Annotated in this window: 20 protein-coding genes and 2 tRNA genes; 18 read left to right on the top strand and 4 right to left on the bottom strand. The window is 46.4% G+C overall.

Going from position 1 to position 25,692, the window contains the following annotated elements:
* Positions 1 to 15: 15 nt before the first annotated feature.
* From cmoA to gcvP, 4 genes are read right to left on the bottom strand one after another with little or no spacing between them, the layout of a single operon-like run.
* On the bottom strand, positions 16 to 744 hold the full coding sequence (gene cmoA / locus HRU21_03445) for a carboxy-S-adenosyl-L-methionine synthase CmoA (protein NRA41344.1): 729 nt from the start codon (positions 742 to 744) through the stop codon (positions 16 to 18).
* A gap of 10 nt (positions 745 to 754) precedes the next feature.
* Positions 755 to 2,248 (bottom strand): FAD-dependent oxidoreductase, encoded by a 1,494-nt coding sequence (locus HRU21_03440; GenBank protein NRA41343.1) that lies wholly within the window; start codon positions 2,246 to 2,248, stop codon positions 755 to 757.
* Between the two features lie 28 nt (positions 2,249 to 2,276).
* Positions 2,277 to 3,065 carry a YciK family oxidoreductase gene (locus HRU21_03435; GenBank protein ID NRA41342.1) on the bottom strand — a complete coding sequence of 263 codons (789 nt, stop codon included), beginning with the start codon at positions 3,063 to 3,065 and terminating at the stop codon, positions 2,277 to 2,279.
* A 2-nt stretch (positions 3,066 to 3,067) separates the two neighbouring features.
* Entirely contained in the window at positions 3,068 to 5,929 is a 2,862-nt protein-coding gene (gene gcvP / locus HRU21_03430) for an aminomethyl-transferring glycine dehydrogenase (GenBank protein ID NRA41341.1), read from the bottom strand.
* Between the two features lie 374 nt (positions 5,930 to 6,303).
* On the opposite strand from gcvP, the gene HRU21_03425 reads away from it, so the two are divergent.
* The 18 genes from HRU21_03425 to HRU21_03340 all read left to right on the top strand — a co-directional run bounded on the left by HRU21_03425 (position 6,304) and on the right by HRU21_03340 (position 25,647).
* Complete coding sequence (locus tag HRU21_03425) at positions 6,304 to 9,366, top strand: DUF748 domain-containing protein (protein NRA41340.1); 3,063 nt, start codon at positions 6,304 to 6,306, stop codon at positions 9,364 to 9,366.
* Positions 9,367 to 9,370: 4 nt separating this feature from the next.
* A complete protein-coding gene (greB, locus tag HRU21_03420) occupies positions 9,371 to 9,850 on the top strand; it encodes a transcription elongation factor GreB (GenBank protein NRA41339.1) in 480 nt (159 codons plus the stop codon).
* Between the two features lie 18 nt (positions 9,851 to 9,868).
* Entirely contained in the window at positions 9,869 to 10,714 is an 846-nt protein-coding gene (locus tag HRU21_03415; protein NRA41338.1) for a M23 family metallopeptidase, read from the top strand.
* A 106-nt stretch (positions 10,715 to 10,820) separates the two neighbouring features.
* Positions 10,821 to 10,994: a Trm112 family protein gene (locus HRU21_03410; protein NRA41337.1), complete on the top strand. Its 174-nt coding sequence runs from the start codon at positions 10,821 to 10,823 to the stop codon at positions 10,992 to 10,994.
* Between the two features lie 11 nt (positions 10,995 to 11,005).
* Positions 11,006 to 11,344 carry a histidine triad nucleotide-binding protein gene (locus HRU21_03405; GenBank protein ID NRA41336.1) on the top strand — a complete coding sequence of 113 codons (339 nt, stop codon included), beginning with the start codon at positions 11,006 to 11,008 and terminating at the stop codon, positions 11,342 to 11,344.
* 23 nt (positions 11,345 to 11,367) lie between these two features.
* Entirely contained in the window at positions 11,368 to 13,995 is a 2,628-nt protein-coding gene (alaS, locus tag HRU21_03400; protein ID NRA41335.1) for an alanine--tRNA ligase, read from the top strand.
* A gap of 408 nt (positions 13,996 to 14,403) precedes the next feature.
* On the top strand, positions 14,404 to 14,601 hold the full coding sequence (gene csrA, locus HRU21_03395) for a carbon storage regulator CsrA (protein NRA41334.1): 198 nt from the start codon (positions 14,404 to 14,406) through the stop codon (positions 14,599 to 14,601).
* Between the two features lie 412 nt (positions 14,602 to 15,013).
* Positions 15,014 to 15,104 (top strand) — tRNA-Ser (locus HRU21_03390).
* Positions 15,105 to 15,178: 74 nt separating this feature from the next.
* Positions 15,179 to 15,255: transfer RNA gene (locus HRU21_03385), tRNA-Arg, on the top strand.
* 478 nt (positions 15,256 to 15,733) lie between these two features.
* The gene (locus tag HRU21_03380) at positions 15,734 to 16,867 is read left to right on the top strand and encodes an acyl-CoA/acyl-ACP dehydrogenase (GenBank protein NRA41333.1); all 1,134 of its coding nucleotides are present in this window, start codon (positions 15,734 to 15,736) and stop codon (positions 16,865 to 16,867) included.
* Positions 16,868 to 16,888: 21 nt separating this feature from the next.
* Complete coding sequence (locus tag HRU21_03375; GenBank protein NRA41332.1) at positions 16,889 to 18,091, top strand: acyl-CoA dehydrogenase family protein; 1,203 nt, start codon at positions 16,889 to 16,891, stop codon at positions 18,089 to 18,091.
* A gap of 137 nt (positions 18,092 to 18,228) precedes the next feature.
* A complete protein-coding gene (locus tag HRU21_03370) occupies positions 18,229 to 19,023 on the top strand; it encodes an SDR family oxidoreductase (protein NRA41331.1) in 795 nt (264 codons plus the stop codon).
* A gap of 32 nt (positions 19,024 to 19,055) precedes the next feature.
* Positions 19,056 to 20,267 (top strand): acetyl-CoA C-acyltransferase, encoded by a 1,212-nt coding sequence (locus tag HRU21_03365; GenBank protein NRA41330.1) that lies wholly within the window; start codon positions 19,056 to 19,058, stop codon positions 20,265 to 20,267.
* Positions 20,268 to 20,755: 488 nt separating this feature from the next.
* Positions 20,756 to 21,631: a CoA transferase subunit A gene (locus HRU21_03360; GenBank protein NRA41329.1), complete on the top strand. Its 876-nt coding sequence runs from the start codon at positions 20,756 to 20,758 to the stop codon at positions 21,629 to 21,631.
* Between the two features lie 26 nt (positions 21,632 to 21,657).
* The gene (locus tag HRU21_03355; protein NRA41328.1) at positions 21,658 to 22,473 is read left to right on the top strand and encodes a ketoacid CoA transferase; all 816 of its coding nucleotides are present in this window, start codon (positions 21,658 to 21,660) and stop codon (positions 22,471 to 22,473) included.
* A gap of 114 nt (positions 22,474 to 22,587) precedes the next feature.
* Complete coding sequence (locus tag HRU21_03350) at positions 22,588 to 23,649, top strand: nitronate monooxygenase (GenBank protein NRA41327.1); 1,062 nt, start codon at positions 22,588 to 22,590, stop codon at positions 23,647 to 23,649.
* A 17-nt stretch (positions 23,650 to 23,666) separates the two neighbouring features.
* On the top strand, positions 23,667 to 24,431 hold the full coding sequence (locus HRU21_03345; protein ID NRA41326.1) for an enoyl-CoA hydratase family protein: 765 nt from the start codon (positions 23,667 to 23,669) through the stop codon (positions 24,429 to 24,431).
* 43 nt (positions 24,432 to 24,474) lie between these two features.
* Positions 24,475 to 25,647: an acyl-CoA dehydrogenase family protein gene (locus tag HRU21_03340; GenBank protein NRA41325.1), complete on the top strand. Its 1,173-nt coding sequence runs from the start codon at positions 24,475 to 24,477 to the stop codon at positions 25,645 to 25,647.
* Positions 25,648 to 25,692: the final 45 nt, after the last annotated feature.

Genomic DNA, 25,692 nt, shown 5'->3' with positions numbered 1-25,692 from the left:
ATGCAGCTTAGCCGATTATTTATAGGCAATGAAAGCAATAAAGTTAAAGCATTGCAGGGCAGTAACCACACGAGAAAAGCCTGCGGCTAAAAGCCGCTGTTGATGCTGCTCAATGGTTTCTGGGATTAACACATTTTCAATAGCCTGGCGTTTTTGCGCGATTTCAAGATCGCTATAGCCCTGGTGTTTTTTAAATTGATGATGCAAGTCAGTGAGCTGATGTTGCTGAAAATCATCGTCAAAACATACTTTTTCTGATAAAAATAATGCGCCGCCTGGCATTAAGTTATCGGCAATTTGCCGTAACACCGTTAGCCGCTCTGCTTTAGGAATAAACTGCAGAGTTAAGTTCATGCAGCAGAGTTTGTGTGCTTTGAAAGTCAATTGCTGAACTTTCATACACTGTAGCAACACCTCTGTTTTGCTATTGTCTCGTTCAATCACACTGGCGCAGCGCTCGATCATTGCCTGAGCGCTGTCAATCGCAACAATCTGCACATTATCAGCTTGAATGTTTTGTCGCATGGCTAAGGTTGAGGCACCAAGAGAGCAACCAATATCATAACAGGTATCGTTGTCGTTGACGGTTTGTTCGGCCAACACACCTAACACATCGAGCATCATCGAATAACCCGGCACTGATCGATGGATCATATCGCTAAACACTTGCGCCACATCATGATCAAACTGGAATGCAGTTTGTACCTGTCTTGCGGTGGAATAGAGTTTGTCAGGTTTATCCATAGGCTATGACTTATCGGGCTGCTGCTGATTGACCTGCCAGACGACCAAAAAATGTTGCGTCGCCGACCGATAAGCCTGAAGCATAACCTTCGGCATTTCGCGGCACCCCAGCCGTTGTTCTGCCGGCTGCATAAAGACCTTTGATGATTTTACCGTTGGGCGTGAGAACCTCGCCAGTGACTTGGGTTTCGAGGCCACCCAGCGTGAAGTATGGCAAGATTGCGCCATGACCTGGGGTAAGATCCATTGCAACATAGGGTGGTTTGATAGGCTCTAAAAATTCAGCCGACTTGTGAAACAATGGGTCCTGGCCGTCGCTGGCGTGTTGGTTATAAAAGTCTATCGTATGTTGCAACATGGCAGGGTCTAATTTTAGTTCCTCGGCCAATTCTGCAACTGTTTCACCGGTGCCGGCATAATCAGCGAATAAAAATTGTGGCGGTACGAAATCGTCACTGGCATGTAAAATAAAGTAGATATGCTTGCCGAGTTGTTTAAACGCAAAGGCACCAACTCGACTGTGATAACAATCTTCGTTGATAAATCGTTGTGCTTGCTGATTAACAATAATACCTTTGGTGATGTCGGCAGGTGGATAGAAAGGCATTGACATAAAGCCTTCGCCCATATTGATGGTGTTAGCGCCTACGCCCATGCCCATCATAATGCCGGTTCCCATATCGCCTGGGTTACCTACTTGGTAAGTCGCTTGTTTTAATTTCGGCGCATATTTTTCAACCATGTCATCATTCATGACGAAGCCGCCGGCGCATAAGATAACGCCTTGCTTAGCTCTGACCGTATATTCCTGCATATTCATACGAACGACACAGCCATACACTTGGTCATCGTCGTCAGCGATCAGGGTTAATACCCGTGCCTCATATTCAATGCGAATAGCATCAGATCGTTGTTCAACCTGTTCGGTCAGTGCATGCATTAAAAAAGGGCCGCCGTTATCGCCCTCAACATAAAGATTGTGTCCACGGGGGCAAGGTTTTGCTTGCTCAACAAAGGGCATAGCTTTTTCACTGCCGGTATACAGCAGGCAATCATCTGTGAGTGCCATGATCGCGCGTTCAGCATGAAAGCTCTCTTTATAGCGAGCACCCTTGTCGACCAGCCAGTGATAGTGATCAACGGAATTCTCACAATAGGCTTTGATTTTTTCTTTATCGGCTTGTTCACCTTGACTTAATTCAAGGTAGCGAATCATATCTTCGGTTGTATCATTAAAGCCACAAGCCTGCTGGATCGGTGTGCCACCGCTGCCGCCCATGTAAATCTCAGCTGAGGATAGTTTGGTGGAGCCGCCCGATTCAGAGGCCACTTCAAAAATGATAACTTGGCTGCCGGCGTCGGCAGCTTCAATAGCGGCACACGATCCAGCACCGCCAAAGCCGACTACAACAATGTCTGTCTCAATATCCCAGTGCTCCACGGTGCTTAAGCGCAGTGGTTCGCTAGGGTGAAATTTTCGCGAGCTGCTTTCAGTCTGTGACATAAGGCTACTTACTCCATCAAGATTATTATTATTTACGATCGTCGCTGACGGCTGGTTGATAATCAGCAGCTGCACCTTGCTGCGCGTTTAATGCTTGGCCGGTAACGCCAATACTGTCATCACTCATTAAAAATAAAAAGGCTGCGGCAATCGATGCTGGGCTGGGGTTGCTGCTTGCCATCTCGCCAGGAAACGCCATGCGCCGCATGGCAGTATTGGTAGCACCTGGGTTGAGGCTGTTGACCCGAATATTGCTGATAGTATCAAGCTCATCGCTCAGGACTTGCATTAAACCCTCGGTGCCAAATTTGCTCGCCGCATAAGCCCCCCAGTTGGCTCGACCTTGACGGCCTACGCCTGATGAGACAAACACGATAGAGCCATGCTCAGCTTCCTCAAGCAGTGGCAGCATAGCTTTGGTTAAAAAGAAGGGTGCATTTAAATTAGTCTGCATTACCTTCAGCCAGTCTTGGGTCAGCGTATTTGCGATCGGGTTAATACGCCCTAGCACACCGGCATTATGTAATAAACCATCTAAGCGACCAAACGTTTCACCAATGCTGTTTTGCAAGACAATATAGTCTTCGTAGTGTTGGCTGCTGAGGTCCATTGGGCAAATTGCTGGCTCGGCAAAGCCTGCGCCAACAATCTCATCATACAGTGACTCTAAGCGCGCAATATTTCTGCCATTCAGTAATACAGTTGCACCTGCGGCAGCAAAGCTTAATGCCATGGCGCGGCCAATACCTTCACTGGCGCCAGTAATCAGAATCACCTTAGCCTGTAAACACTGCGGCGATGCTTGGTAATCAAACATATTCAGGTATCCTGATAGCTGGCAATAGATGGGCAGGCGCAGAATAAGTTTCGGTCGCCAAACACATTGTCAATTCTTGCCGCGCTGGGCCAAACTTTATTGGTTTTTGATGAGCTCAAAGGGTAGGCAGCTTGCTCGCGGCTATAAGGATGTGGCCAATCTGCGGCTAACAGCATCGTATGTGGGTGAGGTGCGTTGACTAAAGGGTTGTCTGACAGCGGCCATTCGCCCGATTGAACTTTTTGAATTTCAGCATAGATTGACAACATAGCATCACAAAAACGATCGAGTTCAAATTTTGACTCAGACTCTGTCGGTTCAACCATCAGCGTGCCGGGCACTGGGAAGCTCATGGTGGGTGCATGAAAACCATAGTCCATTAAGCGTTTCGCAATGTCTTCTTCGCTAATACCGCTGGCTTCTTTGATCGGACGGATATCAATAATGCACTCATGCGCCACACGACCTTGGCTGCCAGTATATAAAATATCGTAAGTGGGCTGCAGGCGGGCAACAATATAATTCGCGCTAAGAATTGCAGTCTCGGTAGCTTGGCGCATGCCGCTCGCGCCCATCATTTTTATATACATAAACGAAATCGGTAAAACACCGGCACTGCCAAATTTAGCTGAGGCGACAATATCCTGACTCGCTGCTTCATGGTGTAAGGGGTCAGCGGGCAAAAACGGCGCTAAGTGTGATTTTACGCCAATCGGCCCCATACCTGGGCCACCGCCGCCATGCGGAATGGCGAAGGTTTTATGAAGATTCAGGTGGGACACATCAGCGCCAAATTGACCAGGTGCAGCAACGGCGACCAAAGCGTTCAGGTTTGCCCCATCAACATAGACCTGCGCGCCAACCGCGTGCATCATTTCGCAAATTTGACCAATCGCTTCCTCAAACACGCCATGCGTTGAGGGGTAGGTCACCATTAAACAAGCGATTTCTTCCGCGTACTGAGTAATTTTTTCGGACAGATCATGCAGATCTACATTACCTTGTTCGTCACATTGGATGATCACTACATCCATACTTGCCATAGCGGCTGAGGCGGGGTTTGTGCCATGGGCTGAGCTGGGGATTAGGCAAATATGACGATCTGTATCACCATTCGCAAGATGATAGGCCTTTATGGCCAGCAAGCCTGCATATTCACCTTGCGAGCCAGCATTCGGTTGCAGCGAGATCGCATCATAACCCGTGCAGGCCTGCAACATGCTATCTAGCTCTTTTAACATGGCTTGATAACCCAGCGTCTGCCATTCTGGCGCAAACGGGTGCATATTGGCGAACTCAGGCCAGCTTACCGGCAGCATTTCTGCAGTAGCATTTAATTTCATCGTGCATGAGCCAAGCGGGATCATGGCATGGGTCAGAGTAAGATCTTTATTCTCTAGCTGTTTCATATAGCGCAGCATATCGGTTTCACTGCGATAGCGATGAAATACCGGATGTTGCAAAAATGAGCTGCTACGTTGCAAGGCTTCGGGTATGCGATTATTAGCGGCAGTTGAGGACAGATTGCTGGCTAACTCAATAGAAAATACCTGCGCCAGTTTCCTAAGGCTATTAGCGTCGTCAATTTCACTAAAGCTAATACCAAGTCGATCGGCGCTAATGCGTCGCAAATTTAAACCAGCATCGAGTGCCTGTTGGTATAAGGTATCTGCCTTGTCGGTAAGAATATCCAATGTATCAAAGCAATTATTCAAATTTGCCACTTCAAAGCCCGACTCGGTTAATGCCGCAGCAAAACTGCTGCACAGGCTATGAATGCGTTCAGCGATTGCGCTGATGCCCTCAGGACCGTGATAAACTGCATAAAAGCTAGCCATAATCGCAAGCAATGCCTGTGAGGTACAGATGTTAGACGTGGCTTTTTCGCGACGAATATGTTGTTCGCGAGTTTGCATCGCCATTCTATATGCGAGTTGATCTTGGCTATCTTTAGATACGCCAATAATGCGGCCCGGCAATGCGCGTTTATAGGCCTCTTTGCAGGCGAAGAACGCGGCGTGAGGTCCGCCAAAACCCATGGGCACGCCAAAGTGTTGACTGTTACCAATCACAATATCGGCGCCACACTCGCCGGCAGGTTTTAGCATGGCACAGGCCATTAGATCGGTAGCAACGGTCACCAGAGCTTGTTGTTGATGCGCTTNTTCAATGACAGAAGTCGGATCTTGAATATGGCCATAAGTGTTAGGGTATTGCAACAATACGCCAAATACCGCGTGCTCAGTTAATTCGGTTTGCGCATCGCCAATGACCACCTCAAAGCCAAAGTGTTTGGCGCGGGTTTCAACTACGGCAATGGTTTGAGGGTGAACCGTTTGGTCGATAAAGTAGGTTTGGCTTTTATTCTTTTTGACACAGCGTTTGCTCATTGCCATAGCTTCTGCGGCAGCGGTACCCTCGTCCAGCAGCGAGCCATTTGCTAATGGCATTGCCGTCAGATCCATCACCATCTGCTGAAAATTGATAATCGCTTCTAGGCGACCTTGAGCAATCTCAGGTTGATAGGGCGTGTATGCAGTATACCAGCCAGGATTTTCGAGAATATTGCGTAAAATCACGGCCGGTGTTTTGACTGGGTAGTAGCCCATGCCGATATAGCTATGATTAACAATATTTTGCTCAGCAAATTGGCGAAGATAGTCAAGCGCGTTGCTTTCACTCATCGGTTCATCAAGCGCTATTGCCTGCTGTAGCAAAATATTGGCTGGAACGGTTTGAGCAATAAGCGATTGCATGTCATCAACACCGCAGGCGTTCAACATCTGTTGAATGTCTTCAGTGCTTGGGCCGATATGTCGACCAATAAACTCGTCGCTGTCGCTTAATTGATCAAGCGTTCTCATAGGTATCTCCATAACGCAAGCTTGTATCGTCTGCAGTGACAGTGGCGGCTACAGCATCAAAAGCTTGGAACAACGCATAAAACTGAATAGCCAGATTAGAGCTGACAAATGTGTATTTTTTTAGCGCTGCTATTAAAGCATAAATAGCCCCCTTTTGTCGTTAACAATCGCTCATGCGCAGCCTGAGTTTGCCAGCTTCTGTGCATGGGTATTGCATCAGATAACGAGGTAGTGGTAGTTGCACAAGATTGCTACAAAAAGGCTGGCGCAAGTAGTGAAATTCCGCTTCAATATAAAGGTTAAGTTTTTTCGAGCTAGCATGCCAATTCGGCTGGCTCAAGCTATCTATTTGCCTATGTTTTAAGGAAATCAACATGTCGCGGCTACAAACTTTCAAGCAGCAATCACGAAAGACCCGCTTTTCAGTGTATGCCGGATTTGCAATCGCCGTTTATGCGCTGATTGGTTTTCTATTGCTACCTTATCTGGCGATGCAGCAGCTGCCTGCAAAGCTTGGTGAGGCTTTAAATGGCAGGGCAGTGAGTATTGAACGTATTGCAATCAACCCGTTTGCGCTTTCGCTTACGGTGGAAAATTTTCATATTGCGGGTAAGTCGCTGGAGCGTTTTGTTGGCTTTGATTATCTACACCTAAATTTTGAACTGGTCAGCGTATTCACCCAAGTGCTTACCTTTGATGAACTAACACTGACAAATCCTTACGGCTATGTGCAGATTGATAAACAAGGGCAGCTTAACTTTGCCGACTTGATAGCTGCTGAAGCACCGGCTGGGCCTGAGCAATCTGATGCTGATGCTGATGCAAACACAAATGCAGAGAGCTCTGGTGGTATTCCGGCTGTATTAAGTAAGATTCTGTCGGTCTCAGAGGCGAGTGTATATTTTTCAGATTTGAATAAACAAACGCCGTTTTATGCAGATATTGGTCCGTTAAATATTAATCTCAGTGATTTCTCTACTGAACGTGATAAAGACAGTCCCTATCAGTTAAAGGCCGAATCCGGTGGTGGGGTTATTGGTTCTGCGCTGGCATGGGAAGGCTTTGTGTCGATTAACCCCTTGGCGTCGAATGGTAAATTACTGATTGATGATGTTAACCTCAGTAAGCTAGCCTCCTATATACAAGAGCAGTTCCACTTTGATGTGCAAGATGGCTTTCTGGATGTCTCGGGTGAATACCGATTCGACTTTAGCGCCGATCAGCCCTCCCTGTTTATTGATCAAGCCGACATCTCAGTGGCAAACCTTAAAATTGGTCACAAGGAAGAAGACAATACCCTACTGGATTTCCCGCAGATTAATGTTTCCACGCTGGACTTTAGTCTTGCTGATCAGTCGATGCGCATTGCGTCGCTTGAAATTATCGATGCCGACTATTCGGTTAGGCTTAACAAAAAAGGCGAAATTAATTTAGCCCAATTATTTGTTAGCGATAGCGGTGAGACAGTGGCGCAAACCCAGCCAGAAGAGAAATCCAATGTGAACGCTGAAGCTTTGAAGCAAGATGCTGAGGCTCAGCTTGAGCCTGCATCCAAGCCCGCCGCCGACCCTGACAATCTTTCAGCGACTTCAGCGCAACCAGAATTCCAATTTCAATTAGATAGTTTGTTATTACGCAATAACACGGTTAAGATTTTTGATCTCAGCCCGCAGCAGCCGATGGGTGTAGATTTCTCAGAGCTCAACTTAGAGTTGTTAAATTTTAACTTAGTTGAGCAAAACCTGATGCCCTTATCACTAACGGCTAAACTAGGTAAAGAGCAGCAAAAAGGTGATTTAAGCGTTGCCGGTGATTTGATGCTGTTTCCTAGCTTAAGAGCCTCCCTGAATCTCGATCTTAAAGGACAGCCGCTTATACACTTTGAGCCATATCTAAGCGAGGTCGCTAAACTTCGTGTGGCCTCAGGTTCGACGGATATGTCGGCTACGGTGGCAGCATTTGAAAACTTAACAACCGATCAAACTGAGTTGAATATTGGCGGAAACTTTCGCTTCAATGATGTTAGCTTGCTGGATAGTGAGCAAGCTAAGCCCGTGCTCGCTTTTTCGCGCTTAGCGGTGAGTGATCTAGACTTTTCGTCGACCAAAAATACCTTAGTGATGCAGCAGCTATTACTGCAAAGCCCAGAAATGTGGTTGGGTTTGGATGCGCAAGGGCAATTTAATCTCAGTCAGCTTATGGTGGCTGATAGTTCGTCACAAAAGCCAGANGAAAGCGTTAAAGAACCTGCTGCAGAAGTTGNAGAAAGCAAGCCCATGGATATAGCGCTGAATCAGCTGCGCTTGCAGCAGGGTAATGTGAATTTTTCGGATCGCAGTGTTGACCCCTTATTTTCGATAGCGCTGAACAAAACGGATATGAATATAACTGGATTATCATCGAAGCCTGATGAAACTGCTGAAATGCAGCTCTCGGCAATGATTAATAACTATGCGCCGATTAATATGCAAGGTGCAATTAACCCCTTATCTGAACAATTGTACGCTGACTTGGCTGTACAGTTAAAAAGTCTAAACATGTCCAGCTTCTCTAGCTACTCGGGTGTATATGTTGGTAAAGAAATTGATAAAGGTAAGTTAAATCTTGATGTGGATTATTCGGTTAAGCAGCAAAAATTAAACGCAAAAAATAGTGTGTTTATTGATCAGTTCAATTTCGGTGAAAATGTGGCAAGCGATCAGGCCACATCCTTGCCTGTGGGCTTAGCGGTTTCGTTATTAAAAAATCAGAACGACGAGATTACTATCGATCTGCCGATCAGTGGCGATTTAGCTGACCCAGATTTTGGCTATGGACCGATTGTTTGGAAAGCAATTGGCAACTTAATTATCAAGGCGGCTTCGTCGCCATTCACTTTGTTGGCCAGCTTAGTCGATTCTGATCAAGATCTATCGAAAATCATGTTCGCCTCAGCCAGTAATCAACTGTCAGAGACTGCGATTGGCAAACTTGCTGCGCTTGAGTCGGCACTGTTACAGCGCCCTGAATTAAGTTTAGATATTCAAGCTTGCTATAATCGCGAATTTGATGAGCCAAGCTTTAAGCAGCAGCAGCTGCAGCAAAAGCTTAATCCTAGCAATGAGTCACTCAGCCTTAAAGAGTCTCATAAGCGCATTTCCAAACTTTATCAGCAAGGTTTTGCTCAATCGCTGGTGCTAGATGAGCAATTACAAGATTTGCCAAAAGAGCAGCGCTTACAGGCTGAGGTCGAAGCAATGCAGCAGGCATTACTTTCTCTTGAAACAGTTGCAGAACCTCAACTGCAGGCGCTTGCGAGGCAGCGTGCGCAGCAGATTCAACAGCAGTTGCTGCAATCTGGTCAACTCAATGCGGCCCGTTTATTTACCACCGCGATTGATCAGCAGGTGGTCGTTGATAATCAACTGCCTTGTAATTTAACGATTCAGTCTTCTTAATTGCATGCCAGCAAATTTAATAACGCCTGAGGGCTATCAGCGACTCAAGCAAGAGCTTGATCAGTTATGGCGTGAGGAACGGCCTGAAGTGACGCGCAAGGTAAGTTGGGCTGCGTCATTGGGTGACCGCAGTGAGAATGCAGATTATCAATACAATAAAAAGCGGCTTCGCGAAATTGATCGGCGCGTGCGCTATTTATCAAAGCGTATTGAATCGGTGCAGGTAGTTGAATATTCGCCAACACAAGAGCATAAAGCGTATTTTGGTGCCTATGTTGAAGTGATTAATGATGCCGAGCAGCGCCGTCGATTTCGCATTGTAGGCGCAGATGAAATATATTTTGGCATTGACGACTATATCTCAATAGACTCGCCGATGGCGAAAGCCTGTTTAGGTAAGGCTGTTGACGATGAGCTGCTTGTACATACCCCAGAGGGCTCAGCGCTTTGGTATATTGAGTCAATTTCCTATCATAAAACGTGAACGACAGTGGAGAGTTGCATGCGACGTTTGTTGTTAATTTTACTAGGCTGCCTTGGGTATTCTGCCAGCGCAGGTTTATACGCGGAGAATCCTTACCAGCTTCAAGGCGATTTCATTCAGGGTGGTATGATTCGCGGTCAAGCCGATGATTTACAGCAAGTGATGTTTAATCAGCAAGCATTACGTATAAGCCCAGCGGGTGACTTTGTATTTGGTTTTGGTCGCGACTTTGCCTCCTCGGCTGAATTGAAACTGCGCTTTAATTCAGGGCAAGAGATTGTCAAAACGCTGCAGATAGCGCCACGTGAGTATAATATTCAGCGTATCGAGGGTATCGATAAAAAGATCACCGCCAGTAAAAAGCCGCCAGAGACGCTGGCCAGAATCCGTCAAGAAACCGCTCAAGTGGTGCGCGCTAGGGCAAAACATATTGAGAATTTGGGTTTTAAGCAGTCATTTATTTGGCCGCTGCAATCTATTATTACCGGTGTCTATGGTTCACAGCGGGTATATAACGGTCAGCCAGGGCGGCCACACTATGGCATTGATATTGCGGCGCCAAACGGAACGCCGGTGCTGGCGCCAGCGGATGGTCAGGTGACTATGGCGCACCCAGATATGTTTTATTCCGGCGGGACCCTGATCATTGATCATGGCTACGGTATCTCATCAAGCTTCTTGCATCTTAGCGAGATTTTGGTTCAGCCTGGTGATGCTGTGCAGCANGGGCAGGTGGTGGCAAAAGTTGGTCAGGGTGGACGCTCGACCGGTCCACATCTTGATTGGCGCATGAATTGGTACAAGCAAAGGATTGACCCTAGTTTGCTTGTGCCNCCCATGCCAAAGCCTGCGGCCGATCCATAGTCGACGCATTGCCATGCTCAGTGATATCTAGCATCAGCAGATGAAATTCAAAACTATCGGGTTTATAATCGCTCGCCTGTAATCGCCGAGAAAGATGAGAAAGTGCATGTTTGATGAAAAACTGCTGGATATATTGGTCTGCCCTGTGACGAAAGCGCCGCTTGAGTATGATAAGGCCAATCAAGAATTGGTCTGTAAGGCTAGCGGCCTAGCTTACCCAATTCGGGACGGTATTCCGGTTATGCTTGAAGATCAGGCGCGAGTGTTAGATAAAAACTAATTAGCTTGGATATGTCTAGATCAGTGTTCACGCAGATTATTGATCGTGAGATAGCTGCCGAGATCGTGTTTGAGGATCAACAGTGTATCGTGATAAACGATCGAAGCCCTCAGGCACCATTCCATGTGCTAGTGATTCCCAAAAAGCCGCTGCGTTCACTGCTTGATGCAACAGCGGAAGACAAGCAGCTGCTAGGACACTTAAACTGGGTTGCTGCGCATGTTGCGCAACGAGCCGGCCATCAACATTTCCGATTAATTGCAAATAATGGTGCAGATGCTGGACAGACCGTATTCCATCTGCATTTTCATGTTTTGGCAAATACCCAGCTTAATGAGCAGGGTTTATAAGTATTAATAGTAAAGAGAACATCATGAAAAGTGCTGACATCAGAGAGTCCTTCCTGAGCTTTTTTGCGGCTAAAGATCATCAGCGTGTCGCCTCAAGCTCCTTAGTGCCGGGTAATGACCCAACTTTGTTGTTTACCAATGCAGGGATGGTGCAGTTTAAGGATGTGTTTTTAGGCGAAGACCCGCGTGATTACTCAAGAGCAACAACCTCCCAGCGCTGTGTAAGAGCCGGGGGTAAGCATAATGATCTTGAGAATGTTGGCTATACGGCGCGTCATCATACATTTTTTGAAATGTTAGGTAATTTTTCTTTTGGCGACTATTTTAAGCAAGATGCTATTCACTACGCCTGGGAATTTTTAACCTCAAGCGAATGGATGAATATTCCGGCGTCAAAGCTCACTGTCACAGTATATGCCGATGATGATGAGGCCTATGCTATCTGGCGAGATCAAATTGGCGTGCCCGCCGAAAAAATTATCCGCATTGGCGACAATAAAGGTGAAAAGTACGCCTCTGACAACTTCTGGGCTATGGGTGATACTGGCCCATGTGGTCCTTGTACCGAAATATTTTACGATCATGGTGAGCATATTTGGGGTGGGCCACCCGGCTCGCCAGAAGAGGATGGCGACCGTTTTATTGAAATCTGGAACGTGGTCTTTATGCAGTACCAGCGCAGTGCCGACGGTACCATGACTGCTTTACCTAAGCCCTCAGTCGATACCGGTATGGGGCTTGAGCGCATTGCGGCGCTAATGCAAGGTGTGCATAACAACTATGAAATTGATTTATTTCAAAGCCTGTTAAAGGCGGCAGACAGCATTACCAATACCGGTGATTTAAGCAATCAATCGCTGCGCGTCATTGCTGATCACATTCGCTCATGTGCATTTTTGATTGTTGATGGGGTGATTCCTGCCAATGAGGGCAGGGGGTATGTGCTGCGGCGTATTATGCGCCGTGCTATTCGTCACGCACACAAATTAGGTGTCAAGCAGCCGTTCTTTCATCAGTTAGCGAAGCCTTTGGCTGATGAAATGGGTGAGGCCTATCCTGAGCTGGTGCAAGCCTTGCCACAAGTTGAAAAGGTTATCCTTGCTGAAGAGCAGCAATTTGCCAAGACCTTGGATAATGGTATGGCCATGCTTAGCGCTGCGATCGATAAATTACAGGGCTCTACGTTGGCTGGCGACGTGGTTTTTAAGCTGTATGATACGTACGGCTTTCCGTTTGACTTAACCGCCGACATCGCGCGTGAGCAAGGGCTTGAGATTGATGTTGCTGCGTTTGACGAGGCAATGGCGGCGCAGCGCAAGCGTTCGCAAGCGGCTGGCGGTTTTTCAGTAGATTATACCAAGCAATGGCGGCTCGATGGTGAAACAAGCTTTACTGGATATCAGCAGCTGAGCACTGACGCTAAAGTGATAGCCTTATATATTGGTGAGCAGCAGGTCGACACCCTGACCGCTGGCCAGTCGGGGGTGGTTGTGCTTGCGCAGACGCCTTTTTATGCTGAGTCAGGTGGTCAAATTGGTGACGTAGGTCTGCTGACGTCGGCCGCAATGTCTGCCAATGTTGAGGATGTGATGAAAGCCTCGAATCACCATTTGCATCAGGTCATGGTAACCGAAGGAGCGATTCGCACAGGTGATCTGATCAATGCAGCGGTCAATCCAGATATTCGCCAGCAAGTCGCGCTTAATCATTCAGCGACGCATTTATTGCATGCGGCCTTGCGTGCCGTTTTGGGCGAGCATGTGCAGCAAAAGGGCTCCTTAAACACTGCCGACCGCTTACGCTTTGACTTCTCTCATTTCGAAGCTGTCAATGATCAGCAGCTGCAACAGATTGAAGCCATAGTGAATGCGCAGATTCGCTCAAATACTGAGATTGAAACGGTTGTAACCGACATGGAAACCGCAAAAGCTAAGGGTGCGATGGCCTTGTTTGGTGAAAAATACGGTAACCAAGTGCGTGTATTGTCGATGGGTGATGGCTTTTCAGTGGAGCTCTGTGGTGGAACGCATGCTGCTCGAACCGGCGATTTAGGTGCTTTTCGCATAGTATCAGAAAGTTCTGTGGCGGCTGGCGTACGCCGAATTGAAGCAGTCACTGCTGAACATGCCTTAGCCTTTGACCGTGCCAATGAACAGACGCTCAAAGCTGCAGCCAACCAGTTAAAAGCTAAACCTGAAAATCTATTAGATAAGTTAACTGCCTTAATTGCCCAGGCGAAACAACAAGACAAAGAAATACAGCAGCTAAAAGCCAAGCTTGCGACCTCCAGTGGTGGCGATTTATCCACTCAGGCGGTTGATGTGCAGGGTGTTAAAGTATTGGCAGCTACCATTGATGGAGCTGATCGTAAAAGTTTACTAGTGACGTTGGATCAGCTGAAAAGTAAGTTGGGTACTGCAGCTGTGCTGCTTGCTACCGTCGATGAGAAAGGTATCGCCTTGGTTGCTGGCGTAACAGCAGATCTGACCGATAAAGTCCGCGCTGGCGATATTATTAAGGCATTTGCCGCAAAGCTGGGTGGCAAAGGTGGCGGTCGAGCGGATATGGCCCAGGGCGGTGGTTCTGATGTGTCAGCATTGCCAACAGTCTTACCCGAGTTTGAGGCCTATGTTGCTGAGCAGCTAGCTTAAGCTACAAGCATCCTAAACGCAGCATCCGCTGCGTTTTTTAGAACTTTTTACGGATTTTGGGAACTTTTTCCACGCTGTTGCTTCTAATTAAGCACAATTTAGTGTTTAATCGCCCCGTTTTGAGAATTTCAACTTGCGTTCCAGGTTAAGTTTTTACTCTTCAAAAACATTTGTCGGTTTTGGGTGCACTTATTTAGTTGTCGCATAGAGTGTTGTTATGCAGTAGTAGTGCAGGATTGTCCTAGCTAGATTTGCGACTCGCTAAATTGTTTGCAGCAGCCTTNGCTTAATTTAACTGCCTAGGTTTGCTGCTTCCTAGCGTAGGTCGCGCAAAATATTACCGCTGACCTATACTTTTACGAGGACATGAAAGCCCATGAAGCAGCTTTCAATATAGGAGAAGCAATCATGCTTATTTTAACACGTCGCATTGGTGAAACATTAATGGTTGGGGATGACGTTACCGTAACGGTTCTTGGTGTCAAAGGTAATCAGGTGCGCATTGGTGTCAATGCACCAAAAGAGGTGCCTGTGCATCGCGAAGAAATCTACCAGCGCATCCAGCGTGAAAAGGAGGCGGGTGAGGTTAATTTTAACCAAGCTTAGTCTGCCGTCATCGCCTAATTTGCTTCAAAGGATTAGGCCATGGCAATATTCTTTAAAAGGAGCAATAGCTCCTTTTTTTTATGTCTGCTTTTTTTTGTTTCTTTTCTGCTTCTGTTTTCAGATCTGTGTTCCTTATCTTGCTTGTAAAACCAAGTAATGTTCTGACGTTTAGCGCGGCTTTTTGTTTTGTATCAATTGGAATTAAAGCTTTTGGCTAGGCCTGATGAATTGCCGTAGCTTATTATTAGCTAATATATTTCGATGAGAAACAATATTTGAATGATCAGATCCTGATCTCTTCTTGCATGCTCATGCCTTGCGGCACTGCTGATTAATAATTGCGCGAAAAAGCGCTAATTTCTCGACCTTGCATTGACGAAACAGTGCTTGATCTCTAATATGCGCCACTTACGGTGAAGTGGCCGAGTGGTCGAAGGCGCTCCCCTGCTAAGGGAGTATACCCTAATACGGTATCGAGGGTTCGAATCCCTCCTTCACCGCCATTCTTGCAATTTGTTTTGATTTGGTTAAAACTCATTGACAGGAACTTTCGCGTACCTATAATACGCGGCCTTACCCGCCAGTAGCTCAGCTGGATAGAGTACCTGGCTACGAACCAGGCGGTCGGAGGTTCGAATCCTTCCTGGCGGGCCATATTAAAAAACCCCACAATTTTGTGGGGTTTTTTCGTTTTAGCACTGCTGGTTTCCGCTCTTTATTGCTGTCTTTTCTTACTTTCCTGTTTGATTATCTATGCTGCTATATGCTCTTGTGCCAGAGCGCATTTGTTAACTTAAGCTGCACCGTTCAGCCTATCCTGCATGTTAAAGCCTGTATAGACCGGCTAATCGGCTTAGCTTTGCTGCCATTATTTTGTCGATGAACTTGCGTTTGTGATCTTGAATAGTGGTCTGCCTGCTACTTTGCTGGTTTTAACGTTCTTTTCAGTGGCATCAATCTGTCCTCACCGCAGTGAATACTCATGCTCGCGATTGCAAAGTTGTCATATTTAAGCGCTAAACAATTGCAGAATTTGCGCGTAACAATGTGCTACAATAATGCGCCTTTTTTTAAACGGACAGCTTCAGGCGTAAGTTAAGCTGCCGCTACAAATAAATCTGGAGACCATTCAATGGATTTCGCTTTTACTGAAGAGCAACAAATGATCCGCGATACCGCGGAAAGCTTTTTGCAAGACGTTTCTTCTTCTGAAGCTATTCGAACCGCCATGGCCACTGATGCCGGCTATGATGCTGCGTTGTGGCAACAAATCTGTCAGGAGCTGTATTTTCAGGCTATAACAATCCCTGAGTCACTGGGTGGCATGGGTCTCGGCTATGTAGAGCTATGTGCTGTGATGGAGCAGATGGGCCGCTATCTATTGTGCGCCCCTTATTTTGCCACAGTTTGCCAAGCCACTACCGCTTTGCTTGAAGCTGGTGACGAGTCTCAGCAAGCAGAATATCTAACAAAGGTTTTAGAGGGCGCAATTGCAACCTTAGCATATACCTCAAGTAATCAAACTGGCGTAGATGCTGTCGAGGCCGAATTTTCTCTACAAGATCAAGCTGCGGTTATCAATGGTCAATACCGTTTTGTGGTGGACGGTCATAATGCAGAGTTTGTGGTTGCGGCGGCAAAAGATGCTGACAACAAGATTGGTTTGTTTGTTGTTCCTATGTCGACTGCAGGAATTGATGTGAAGTGGGTGCCAACCATGGATCAAACACGCAAGCAGGCCGAGTTAAGCTTTAATAATGTTAAGGTCGAAAAAGACGGCATCCTGAAATTGGATGCTGCCGCTGAGTTAGCAAAAATCCTTGATCTTGCGACTATTTGCCTAGCTGCCGAACAAATGGGTGGCGCATCAGAGGTTTTGGATATTACCGTAGATTACACCAAAGAGCGTGTGCAGTTTAACCGTCCAGTTGCCTCGTTCCAGGCCATTAAACATCGCGCTGCTGATATGATGACCAAAGCTGAATGCGCGAAAAGTGCAGTCTACTATGCAGCTTGCGTAGCGCAAGATGCGTTTACGGGTGGCGAGTTGGCAGATGAGCTGGCCGAAGCGGCGTCGATTGCAAAAGCGAATGTCTCTGATGCCTATTTTCAAAATGCTGGCGATGCAATTCAATTGCATGGTGGCGTAGGTTTTACTTGGGAGTATGACCCGCATTTATATTTTAAACGCGCAAAAGCTTCGGAGCACATGTTAGGTAATAGTACATATCACCGTGAGCGCTTAGCGCAAATGTTATTAGCATAATAAGTCGAAGGAGTTACTTGAATGAAATTAAGTTTTAGTGCTGAAGACGAAAAGTTTCGCGAAGAAATTGCAGCTTGGCTAAGTGATAATTTAGTAGGCGAGTTCGCCCAACTTAAGTTTCGCGGTGGTCCCGGAGACGAGCATATGTTTCCAGAAGAGCGAAAAGTTTGGGAAAAGAAGCTGGCTGAAGGTGGTTGGACCTGTGTTGGTTGGCCTAAAGAGTTTGGCGGTCGAGAGCTTTCGATTGAGCAGCAGGTTATTTTCTTCGAAGAATACGCACGTTCGGGTGCGCCTGGACGAGTTGGTCATATTGGTGAGGGCTTAACCGGTCCAACCTTGATTGCGTTTGGCACCGAAGCACAACGTGAAAAATACTTGCCGGGCATACTTGATGGCTCTGAACTATGGTGTCAAGGCTACTCTGAGCCTGGTGCAGGCTCCGACTTAGCTAACGTCAAGACTAAAGCGCGTTTTGATGAAGAAAAAGGCAAGTGGGTGATCAATGGTCAAAAAGTTTGGACATCTTTAGCACACGAATCCGATTATGTATTCGTGGTTGCGAGAACCGATCCTGATTCGGTCGCTCATAAGGGCCTTGGTTTTTTCTTAATGAAAATGGATCAACCGGGCATTACAGTGCGTCCAATTGAGCAAATCACCGGTACCTCAGAGTTCAATGAAGTATTCTTTGATGATGCTGAATGCGATGCTGATGATATTGTTGGCGAGCCGGGTGATGGCTGGAAAGTGGCCATGGGCTTATTAGGCTTTGAACGCGGAGTCTCGACACTAGGCCAGCAAATGCAGTTTCAAAATGAATTAGATGAAGTTGTGGCCTTGGCAAAGTCAAACGGTGCGGCTAAAGATCCAATTATTCGCCAACGTATTGCGAAAGCCCATGAGGGGCTTAAAGTGATGCGCTACAATTCAATGCGAACGCTATCTGACGATGCCGGTGATGGTTCTCTGCAAAAAGAAGCGCTAATGTATAAATTGTATTGGGCCACTTGGCATCGTGATTTAGGTGAGTTAGCCATGGATGTCATGGGCGCTGATGCTGAGGTTTTAGATGCAGGCCCCTATGAGCTGTCTCGCTTGCAGTCCATGTACTTATTTGTTCGCTCTGACACGATTTATGGCGGTACTAATCAAATCCAACGTAATATTATTGCTGAACGCGGCCTTGGTATGCCGCGTGAGCCAAAAGTTACGATCAAGGCATAAGCTAAGGCTTCTCTATAAGCGACCTCAATTGTCATATCTGAAAGTGGTTAAGCCTTTTAACCACTTTTAAGCTTCAATTCTTTGTCTCGCGAATATGCGGTACGACTAAATACAGCGTCTAATCATGGAATTTCACTATGTATGATTTAAAAAATCCTCAATATCCCGAGGGTAAAGATTTAATTAAAGATAAATCCGTTTTGATCACTGCAGCGGCAGGTGCCGGTATTGGCGGAAGCGCAGCAAAGCGTGCGATTGAAGAAGGCGCGCGAGCGCTTGTCATTTCTGACGTGCATGAAGGGCGCTTAGAAAAATCGGTAGCAGAATTAAAGGCGCTGACAGGTAAAGATAATGTCTGGGGTAAGCTTTGTAACGTCTGTGATGAAGATGAGGTGCAAGCATTAATTGCCTTTGCTGAAGAAAAAATGCAAGGCGTAGATATCCTGATTAATAATGCAGGGCTTGGCACTTCAAAGCTATTGATTGAAATGGACGATGCCGAGTGGGACAAAGTCATTCAAGTAACGCTGTATGGCACCATGCGTATGACGCGTCATATGATGAAAGTGATGAAGCAGCGAGGCCAAGGCGGTGTTATCGTGAATAATGCCTCTGTGCTTGGCTGGCGTGCACAAAAAGAGCAGGCGCATTATGCCGCAGCGAAAGCCGGTGTTATGGCGCTAACTCGATGTGCAGCTTTAGAGGCTGCAGAGGATAATATCCGCATTAATGCGGTAGCGCCATCGATTGCGATGCATCCGATGTTACGTAAATCTGCACCTGCTGACTTACTCGCGGAGCTTGAAGCAAAAGAAGCATTTGGTCGTGCAGCAGAAGTGTGGGAAGTGGCGAATGTGATGATGTTTTTAGCCTCGGATTATTCGTCTTACCTCACCGGTGAAATTATCTCAACCTCAAGCCAGCGCGCTTGATGGTCAACCAGAATTTTTAATAGGAGAACATTATGTCTAACAGAGACGCTGTAATCGTAAGCACTGCTCGTACCGGCTTGGCCAAGTCTTTTCGCGGTTCTTTTAACGATACTGAAGCCCCGGCCATGGGTGGTCATGTAGTAAAAGCGGTAGTTGAAAAAGCGGGTATTGATCCAAGCCTAGTTGAAGACTGTATTTTTGGCGCAGCTGCGCAGCAAGGTACCCAGGCTTACAATCTCGGCCGTTTATGTGCAGTAGCTGGTGGTTTACCAGATTCTGTGCCAGGTATGGCGATGGAGCGTCAGTGTTCATCAGGTTTAATGACGATTGCCTACGCTGCCAAAAGTATCATGGTGGGTGAAATTGATGTAGCGATTGCCGGTGGTGTTGAGTCTATTTCTTTAACGCAAAACAAGCACAAAAACACCTATAAAAATGTATCAAAAACAGTGTTAGGTTTTGATGATACTGCTTATATCCCAATGATTGAAACGGCTGAGATTGTTGCTGAGCGTTATAATATTACGCGTGAAGAGCAAGATGCCTACTCATTGATTTCTCAACAGCGTACAGCTGCTGCACAAGCAAACGGTACATTTGACGACGAAATCGTACCAATGAATGCAGTAAAAGCGGTATTCAATAAAGAAACCAAAGAGACTACTTATGAAGAAGTAGTGGTTGATAAAGACGAGTGTAACCGTCCATCAACCACGGCTGAGTCTTTAGCATCACTTGATCCAGTATGGAAAGATGGTAAGTGGGTTCAAGAAGGTAAATTCATCACGGCTGGTAATGCTTCACAGCTTTCTGACGGTGCTGCGGCATCACTACTTATGTCTCGCGAAAAAGCTGAAGCGTTAGGTCTTGCACCTTTAGGTGTTTATAAAGGTGTAGCGGTTGCAGGCTGTAAAGCTGATGAAATGGGGATTGGCCCTGTTTTCGCGGTACCTAAGCTTTTAGCCAAGCACGGTTTAACGGTTGATGATATTGACCTGTGGGAACTAAACGAAGCCTTTGCTTCTCAAGTGGTCTACTGCCAGAAAGAACTGGGTATCGATATTGACAAAATGAACGTAAACGGCGGTGCAATCTCTGTAGGTCACCCATTCGGCATGTCAGGTGCGCGTATGGTGGGTCATGCATTACTTGAAGGTAAACGTCGTGGTGCTAAATACATAGTAGTTACTATGTGTATTGGCGGTGGTATGGGCGCTGCAGGTTTATTTGAAATCGAAGCATAAGTACCAAATCAATAAAGTAAACCGAGCGAACGCTCGGTTTTTTTATGCCCGCAGCTCGCTGAGAATCGCTTGAGTGTCAGCGCAAAAACTCATGACTTACAACGGCAGACCTGGTCGCCATAATAGTTGTTGGCATAATTACAATCATTGGCTGCTACCTGGATTATATCTAACATACTAAAACTCCTTTGCGTGTTGTACCTGTGTAGTAATTAATTGATTGGTGCGATGACCTTAGTGATATTACAGCACAGCCATTTTTATAGCTAAAATCAATTAATTTAATGCGATTGATAATAATAATAAATGAAGGCCAAGATCGGCTTGATTTTCACGCAAGCAAGCTTAAATAGCGCTGAAAATTGATAAAATATGCCCAGATTAGCGCCGCTGCTGACCAGTTATCACTGCAAATTTACCGCTAATTCGTGTATCATTCGCGCGCGAGAATTCTTTTAACTAAAAATCATCCACGCAAGGGGATTTGTATGAACAAGCAAATGACTGCTGCTGAAGTTGTTAGCCAATTAGAAGATGGCATGACAATTGGTGTCGGTGGCTGGGGGCCTCGTCGCAAGCCGATGGCATTAATTCGCGAAATCCTTCGCTCTGACCTGAAAGACTTAACAGTGGTTGCCTACGGTGGCGCCGATGTTGGTATGCTCTGTGCCGCAGGCAAAGTGAAAAAAGTTATTTTTGCTTTTGTATCGCTAGACTTTATTCCTCTTGAACCATTTTTTCGACAAGCACGTCAAACCGGCGCTATAGAAACGATGGAAGTTGATGAAGGCATGATGCTTCTTGGTTTGCGAGCGGCAAGNTGGGGTATGCCATTTATGCCAACGCAAATCGGNTTAGGTACTGATGTGATTAAAGTGAACAAAGACATCAAAGTTATCGATAGCCCATATGATGACAAAGAGTGGGTGGCTATGCCTGCGCTTAACTTAGATGTTGCTCTTATTCATGCAGATCGCGCTGATGTGCGTGGTGTTTGTCAAATCAAAGGCCCAGATATGTATATGGACGAGCAAATGGCTCGTGCTGCAGAAAAGACCTTTGTCACGGTTGATGAAATCGTTGACACCGATTACTTCGCGCAAGGCGATGAGTCACGTTACGTATTCTGGGAACGTTCCATGACCACAGGTGTTGTGCATATTCCTGGCGGTGCTCATCCAACTTCTTGCACGCCACTTTACGGCTTCGATGTTAAACACACCAAAGAATACGCTGGCTTTGCTAAAGAAGGTGGTTTTGAGGCTTACGCTGAAAAATACATCAATGGCAAAACAGAAGAAGAATACCAAGCGCTGGTTGGCGGCTTAGATGCAATTAAAGCATTACCGCTGCCAGTCTATTAATCAATCGGTCAAAGGAGAATTACAGTATGACAACTGCTACAGGCACTCCCGCTAAAGAATATACATTGGCTGAATTGATGATTGTTGCCGGCGCCGAGGCGTTCCGACACGATGGTGAAGTTTTAGCCACAGGTATTGGTGTGTTACCGCGCTTGGCTGCGAGCCTTGCAATGAAAACCTTCAACCAAGACCTTATGATGACAGACTCAGAAGCCTACTTACTTTCTGAGCCTAACCCTATTTCTGGCCGCACTTCGCATGAAGGTCAAAAATCTGAAACATGGATGGGTTTTTCACGCATCTTTGATAATGTTTGGTCAGGCAAGCGTCACGCTATGATTGGCCCAACGCAGGTTGATAAATTCGGCCAAGCAAATATCTCAGCTTTGGGTGGCTCTTACGAGCAACCAAAAATCATGATGTTAGGTGTGCGCGGTCTACCGGGTAATTCTATTAGCCATGCCAACTCATTTTTCGTGCCTTCACACAATAAACGTGTTTTCGTTGAAGGCGAATGTGACCTTGTAAACTCAATTGGCTATAACCCAGAGCGTTTGCCGAAAGGTTATGAATTAGCGGATGTTGATATTCGCATTATCCTAACAGATTTATGTGTACTTGATTTTTCAGGCCCTAATCATGAAATTGCCTTAGTGTCTGTTCATCCTGGTATTACGGTTGAGCAGGTCGTTGAAAATACAGGCTTTGAATTAATTATACCTGACGAAGTACCAACAACGCCTGCACCAACTGAAGAGCAGCTAGCGATTATTCGTGAGCTTGATCCTCAAGATTGGCGCAGTAAGCAGTTAAAAGATAACCCTCCGGGTGACCGCTCGTAGCGTGTCTAATCGTCTGTAGCGCGTTTTATTGACGAGCTACAAACCATTATCGACGCCTGCGAGTGTTTCAACACTGGTGGGCGTTTTAGTATTTTTAATGTAGAAGTTTTAACCATGTCTGATGTTCTGAATACCCGAATTACTGAGCTGTTAGGTTGTAAATATCCCATTATTCAAACGGCTATGGGCTGGGTTGCTGACCCAGAGCTTGTCGCAGGCACCTGTAACGCGGGTGGCTTTGGTTTTTTAGCGGGAGCAACGATTCCACCAGAAGAGATGGAGCGAGATATTTTGCGTGTGAAAGAGCTGACCGATAAAAACTTCGGCGTAAACTTCCATATGTATCAACCAAACGCCAACGAGATTATCGACTTATGTATAAAGCATGGGGTAAAGGCGGTGTCATATTCGCGCTCGCCCGGTAAAGAGATGATTCAGCGGCTTAAAGATAACGGTATTGTTTGTATGCCAACCGTGGGTTTACCAAAGCATGCAATTAAAGCCGTTGAAATGGGTGCCGATGCTGTGGCCGTGCAAGGCGGCGAGGGTGGTGGCCATACCGGCAGTGTGCCTACAACCTTATTGCTGCCTCAAGTGGTTGATGCGGTCGGTGATAAAGTGCCGGTATTGGGTGCAGGTGGTTTCAAAGATGGTCGTGGCTTGGTTGCCGCGATGGCATTTGGCGCTGACGGCATCGCCATGGGTACGCGCTTTTTGTTAACCCAAAATTCACCCGTGCCTGCAGCAACTAAGCAGCGCTACATAGAGTGTAAAAATCCAGCGAATATCATTGTCTCAAAAGCAATGGATGGTCTGCCACAGCGTATGGTCATGAATGAGTGGCTTGAAAAAATGGAAAAAGCCGGTAATTTCAAAAAGCTCATAATTGCCCTAATTAATGGCTTAAAGTTTCGTAAGTTTACCGGTGCATCGATCTTTGATTTGTTAAAGTCTGCCTTTGCTATGACAAAGTCAGGCGATGTAACGCCCGCTCAAGCCATTATGTCGGCCAATGCACCCATGATTATTATGAAAGCTATGGTAGACGGTCATCCTGCTGATGGTGTTTTACCATCTGGGCAAGTCGCAGGTGTGATTGATCATTTGCCGACATGTGACGAGTTAATTCGTGAAATAGTTAGTGAAGCTGAGCAGCGTCTAGCAGCGCTGAAATAAATAGATAAGGAATAGGTATGTCATTACCGTATAAAACAACCATTACTAACGGCATTGCTGAAGTGATCTTTGATAAGCCTCCGGTTAATGCATTCTCCTCAGTTGAATGGGCGCAGATTGCTGCTGAGATTGATAGTTTAGGTAACAACGACGACTGTCGCGTTATTATCATTGCGGCGGAGGGGCGTGGCTTTTGTGCAGGCGTTGATATTAAAGAGTTAGATGCCGATGATTCATTGATTGTTAAGGTGAATAAAGGCAACTATGACACCTTTAAAGCGATTCATCTAAACCCTAAGCCAGTGATCGTCGCGGTTCATGGCTTCGTACTAGGTGGGGGTATTGGTATCTCCGGCGCAGCTGATTTCATCGTAGCTTCCGAGTGCGCAACCTTTGCCGTTCCCGAGGTTGATCGAGGTGCAATGGGTGGTGGTGCGCACTTACAGCGTATGTTCCCGGTGCAGAAAGTTCGTTATATGTACTTTACCGGTTTACCCATTGATGCCCAAGAAGCTTATCGTTTAGGCGCTATTGAAAAAGTAGTGCCGCGCGATCAGCTACTGCCTACGGCGCGTGAAATGGCGGCCAAAATTGCTGAAAAATCACCGCGTATGATTGCTTTGGCCAAAGAAGCGTTGACCGGGATTGAAGATGGTAACTTAGAAGACAAGTATCGTTGGGAGCAAGGCTTCACCTTAGAGGCTTATCAATCTCCAGATTCTGCAGAATCTCGCGATGCGTTTGTTAATAAGCGTGACGCAGCATTTACTGAAAAGCAATAGTTCGACAAAAATCATAATGACCGTCTAAGACAAGAGAGAAGTTATGGATTTACACTTTACCGAAAAACATCAAGCCTTTCGTCAAGAAGTGAGAGATTGGTTAGCGGCCAATGTTCCAGCAGAACCGCTAAAAACTTATGATACAGCTGAAGGCTTTCAGCAGCATCGTGAATGGGAAGCGAAAATGAACGAAGGTCGCTGGGGCATGGTGACATGGCCAAGCGAATTAGGCGGTCGTGATGCTGATTTGATTGAATGGTTGATTTTCGAAGAAGAATATTTTCGTGCCAAGGCACCTAATCGTGTTAATCAGAACGGTATTTTTCTACTAGGCCCAACCCTAATGGAATATGGTACGGAACAACAAAAAGCTGATATTTTGCCGAAAATGGCTGACGGTACTGAGGTTTGGGCGCAAGGTTGGTCTGAGCCGGGTGCCGGTTCAGATATGGCGGCTATTCGTTCAAAAGCAGAGCTTTCAGAGTGTGGTGAATATTATATTATTAACGGTCAGAAAACCTGGTCTACCCGAGCTGCATGGGCTGATCAGTGCTTTGGCATGTTCCGCACTGACCCAGAGTCAAAGCGCCACCATGGCCTAACATTTATTCTTGTTCCGCTGGCGCTTGAGGGCGTTACCGTCAATCCTATTCCACAGCTTGATGGTCTACCGGGCTTTGCCGAAATCTTCTTTGACAATGTGAAAGTGCCAGTCAATTGCCGACTCGGTGATGAAGGTAAAGGCTGGGAAGTGGCTATGGCTACTGCAGGATTTGAGCGTGGATTAATGCTTAGATCACCTGCGCGTTTTCAAGAAACTGCGCGCCGCTTAGTTGAGCTGTATAAAGAGAATCGCGATTCGGCAGACCGAGATCCAGCTATTCGTGACGCGGTCATCAAAGCATATATGGCTGCAGAGTCATATTGTTTGACAACCTACGAAACTGCCTGTCGATTAATTAAAGGCGGTAAAATTGGTGCAGAATCATCAACGAATAAAATCTTCTGGTCTGAACTTGATCAGCAAATGCATGAAACCGCGATGGATATATTATCTGCCCGAGCGGAGCTTGAGCCGATTGCCCCAGCAGCACAAGGTGTTGGTTCATGGTTAGATGGCTTTTTGTTCTCACAATCTGGTCCTATCTATGCTGGCACCAACGAAATCCAACGCAACATTATTGCCGAGCGTATGCTAGGCATGCCACGTAAATAATCGGGAGCAAATATCATGGATTTTACGTTTACTGAAGATCAGTTG

This window comes from Pseudomonadales bacterium, assembly GCA_013215025.1.
Taxonomy (GTDB): Bacteria; Pseudomonadota; Gammaproteobacteria; order Pseudomonadales; family DT-91; genus DT-91.
Note: the sequence above shows the minus strand (reverse complement) of the source record. Positions and strands in the feature narration are given on the sequence as shown.

What these genes read in the sequence shown, in the direction of transcription:
- cmoA (NRA41344.1), bottom strand. Translation starts at nt 744, where the DNA reads ATGGATAAACCTGACAAACTCTATTCCACCGCAAGACAGGTACAAACT.
- alaS (NRA41335.1), top strand. Translation starts at nt 11,368, where the DNA reads ATGAAAAGTGCTGACATCAGAGAGTCCTTCCTGAGCTTTTTTGCGGCT.
- HRU21_03370 (NRA41331.1), top strand. Translation starts at nt 18,229, where the DNA reads ATGTATGATTTAAAAAATCCTCAATATCCCGAGGGTAAAGATTTAATT.
- HRU21_03440 (NRA41343.1), bottom strand. Translation starts at nt 2,248, where the DNA reads ATGTCACAGACTGAAAGCAGCTCGCGAAAATTTCACCCTAGCGAACCA.
- HRU21_03345 (NRA41326.1), top strand. Translation starts at nt 23,667, where the DNA reads ATGTCATTACCGTATAAAACAACCATTACTAACGGCATTGCTGAAGTG.
- HRU21_03410 (NRA41337.1), top strand. Translation starts at nt 10,821, where the DNA reads ATGTTTGATGAAAAACTGCTGGATATATTGGTCTGCCCTGTGACGAAA.
- HRU21_03355 (NRA41328.1), top strand. Translation starts at nt 21,658, where the DNA reads ATGACAACTGCTACAGGCACTCCCGCTAAAGAATATACATTGGCTGAA.
- HRU21_03340 (NRA41325.1), top strand. Translation starts at nt 24,475, where the DNA reads ATGGATTTACACTTTACCGAAAAACATCAAGCCTTTCGTCAAGAAGTG.
- csrA (NRA41334.1), top strand. Translation starts at nt 14,404, where the DNA reads ATGCTTATTTTAACACGTCGCATTGGTGAAACATTAATGGTTGGGGAT.
- greB (NRA41339.1), top strand. Translation starts at nt 9,371, where the DNA reads ATGCCAGCAAATTTAATAACGCCTGAGGGCTATCAGCGACTCAAGCAA.
- HRU21_03435 (NRA41342.1), bottom strand. Translation starts at nt 3,065, where the DNA reads ATGTTTGATTACCAAGCATCGCCGCAGTGTTTACAGGCTAAGGTGATT.
- HRU21_03365 (NRA41330.1), top strand. Translation starts at nt 19,056, where the DNA reads ATGTCTAACAGAGACGCTGTAATCGTAAGCACTGCTCGTACCGGCTTG.
- HRU21_03405 (NRA41336.1), top strand. Translation starts at nt 11,006, where the DNA reads ATGTCTAGATCAGTGTTCACGCAGATTATTGATCGTGAGATAGCTGCC.
- HRU21_03375 (NRA41332.1), top strand. Translation starts at nt 16,889, where the DNA reads ATGAAATTAAGTTTTAGTGCTGAAGACGAAAAGTTTCGCGAAGAAATT.
- HRU21_03350 (NRA41327.1), top strand. Translation starts at nt 22,588, where the DNA reads ATGTCTGATGTTCTGAATACCCGAATTACTGAGCTGTTAGGTTGTAAA.
- HRU21_03380 (NRA41333.1), top strand. Translation starts at nt 15,734, where the DNA reads ATGGATTTCGCTTTTACTGAAGAGCAACAAATGATCCGCGATACCGCG.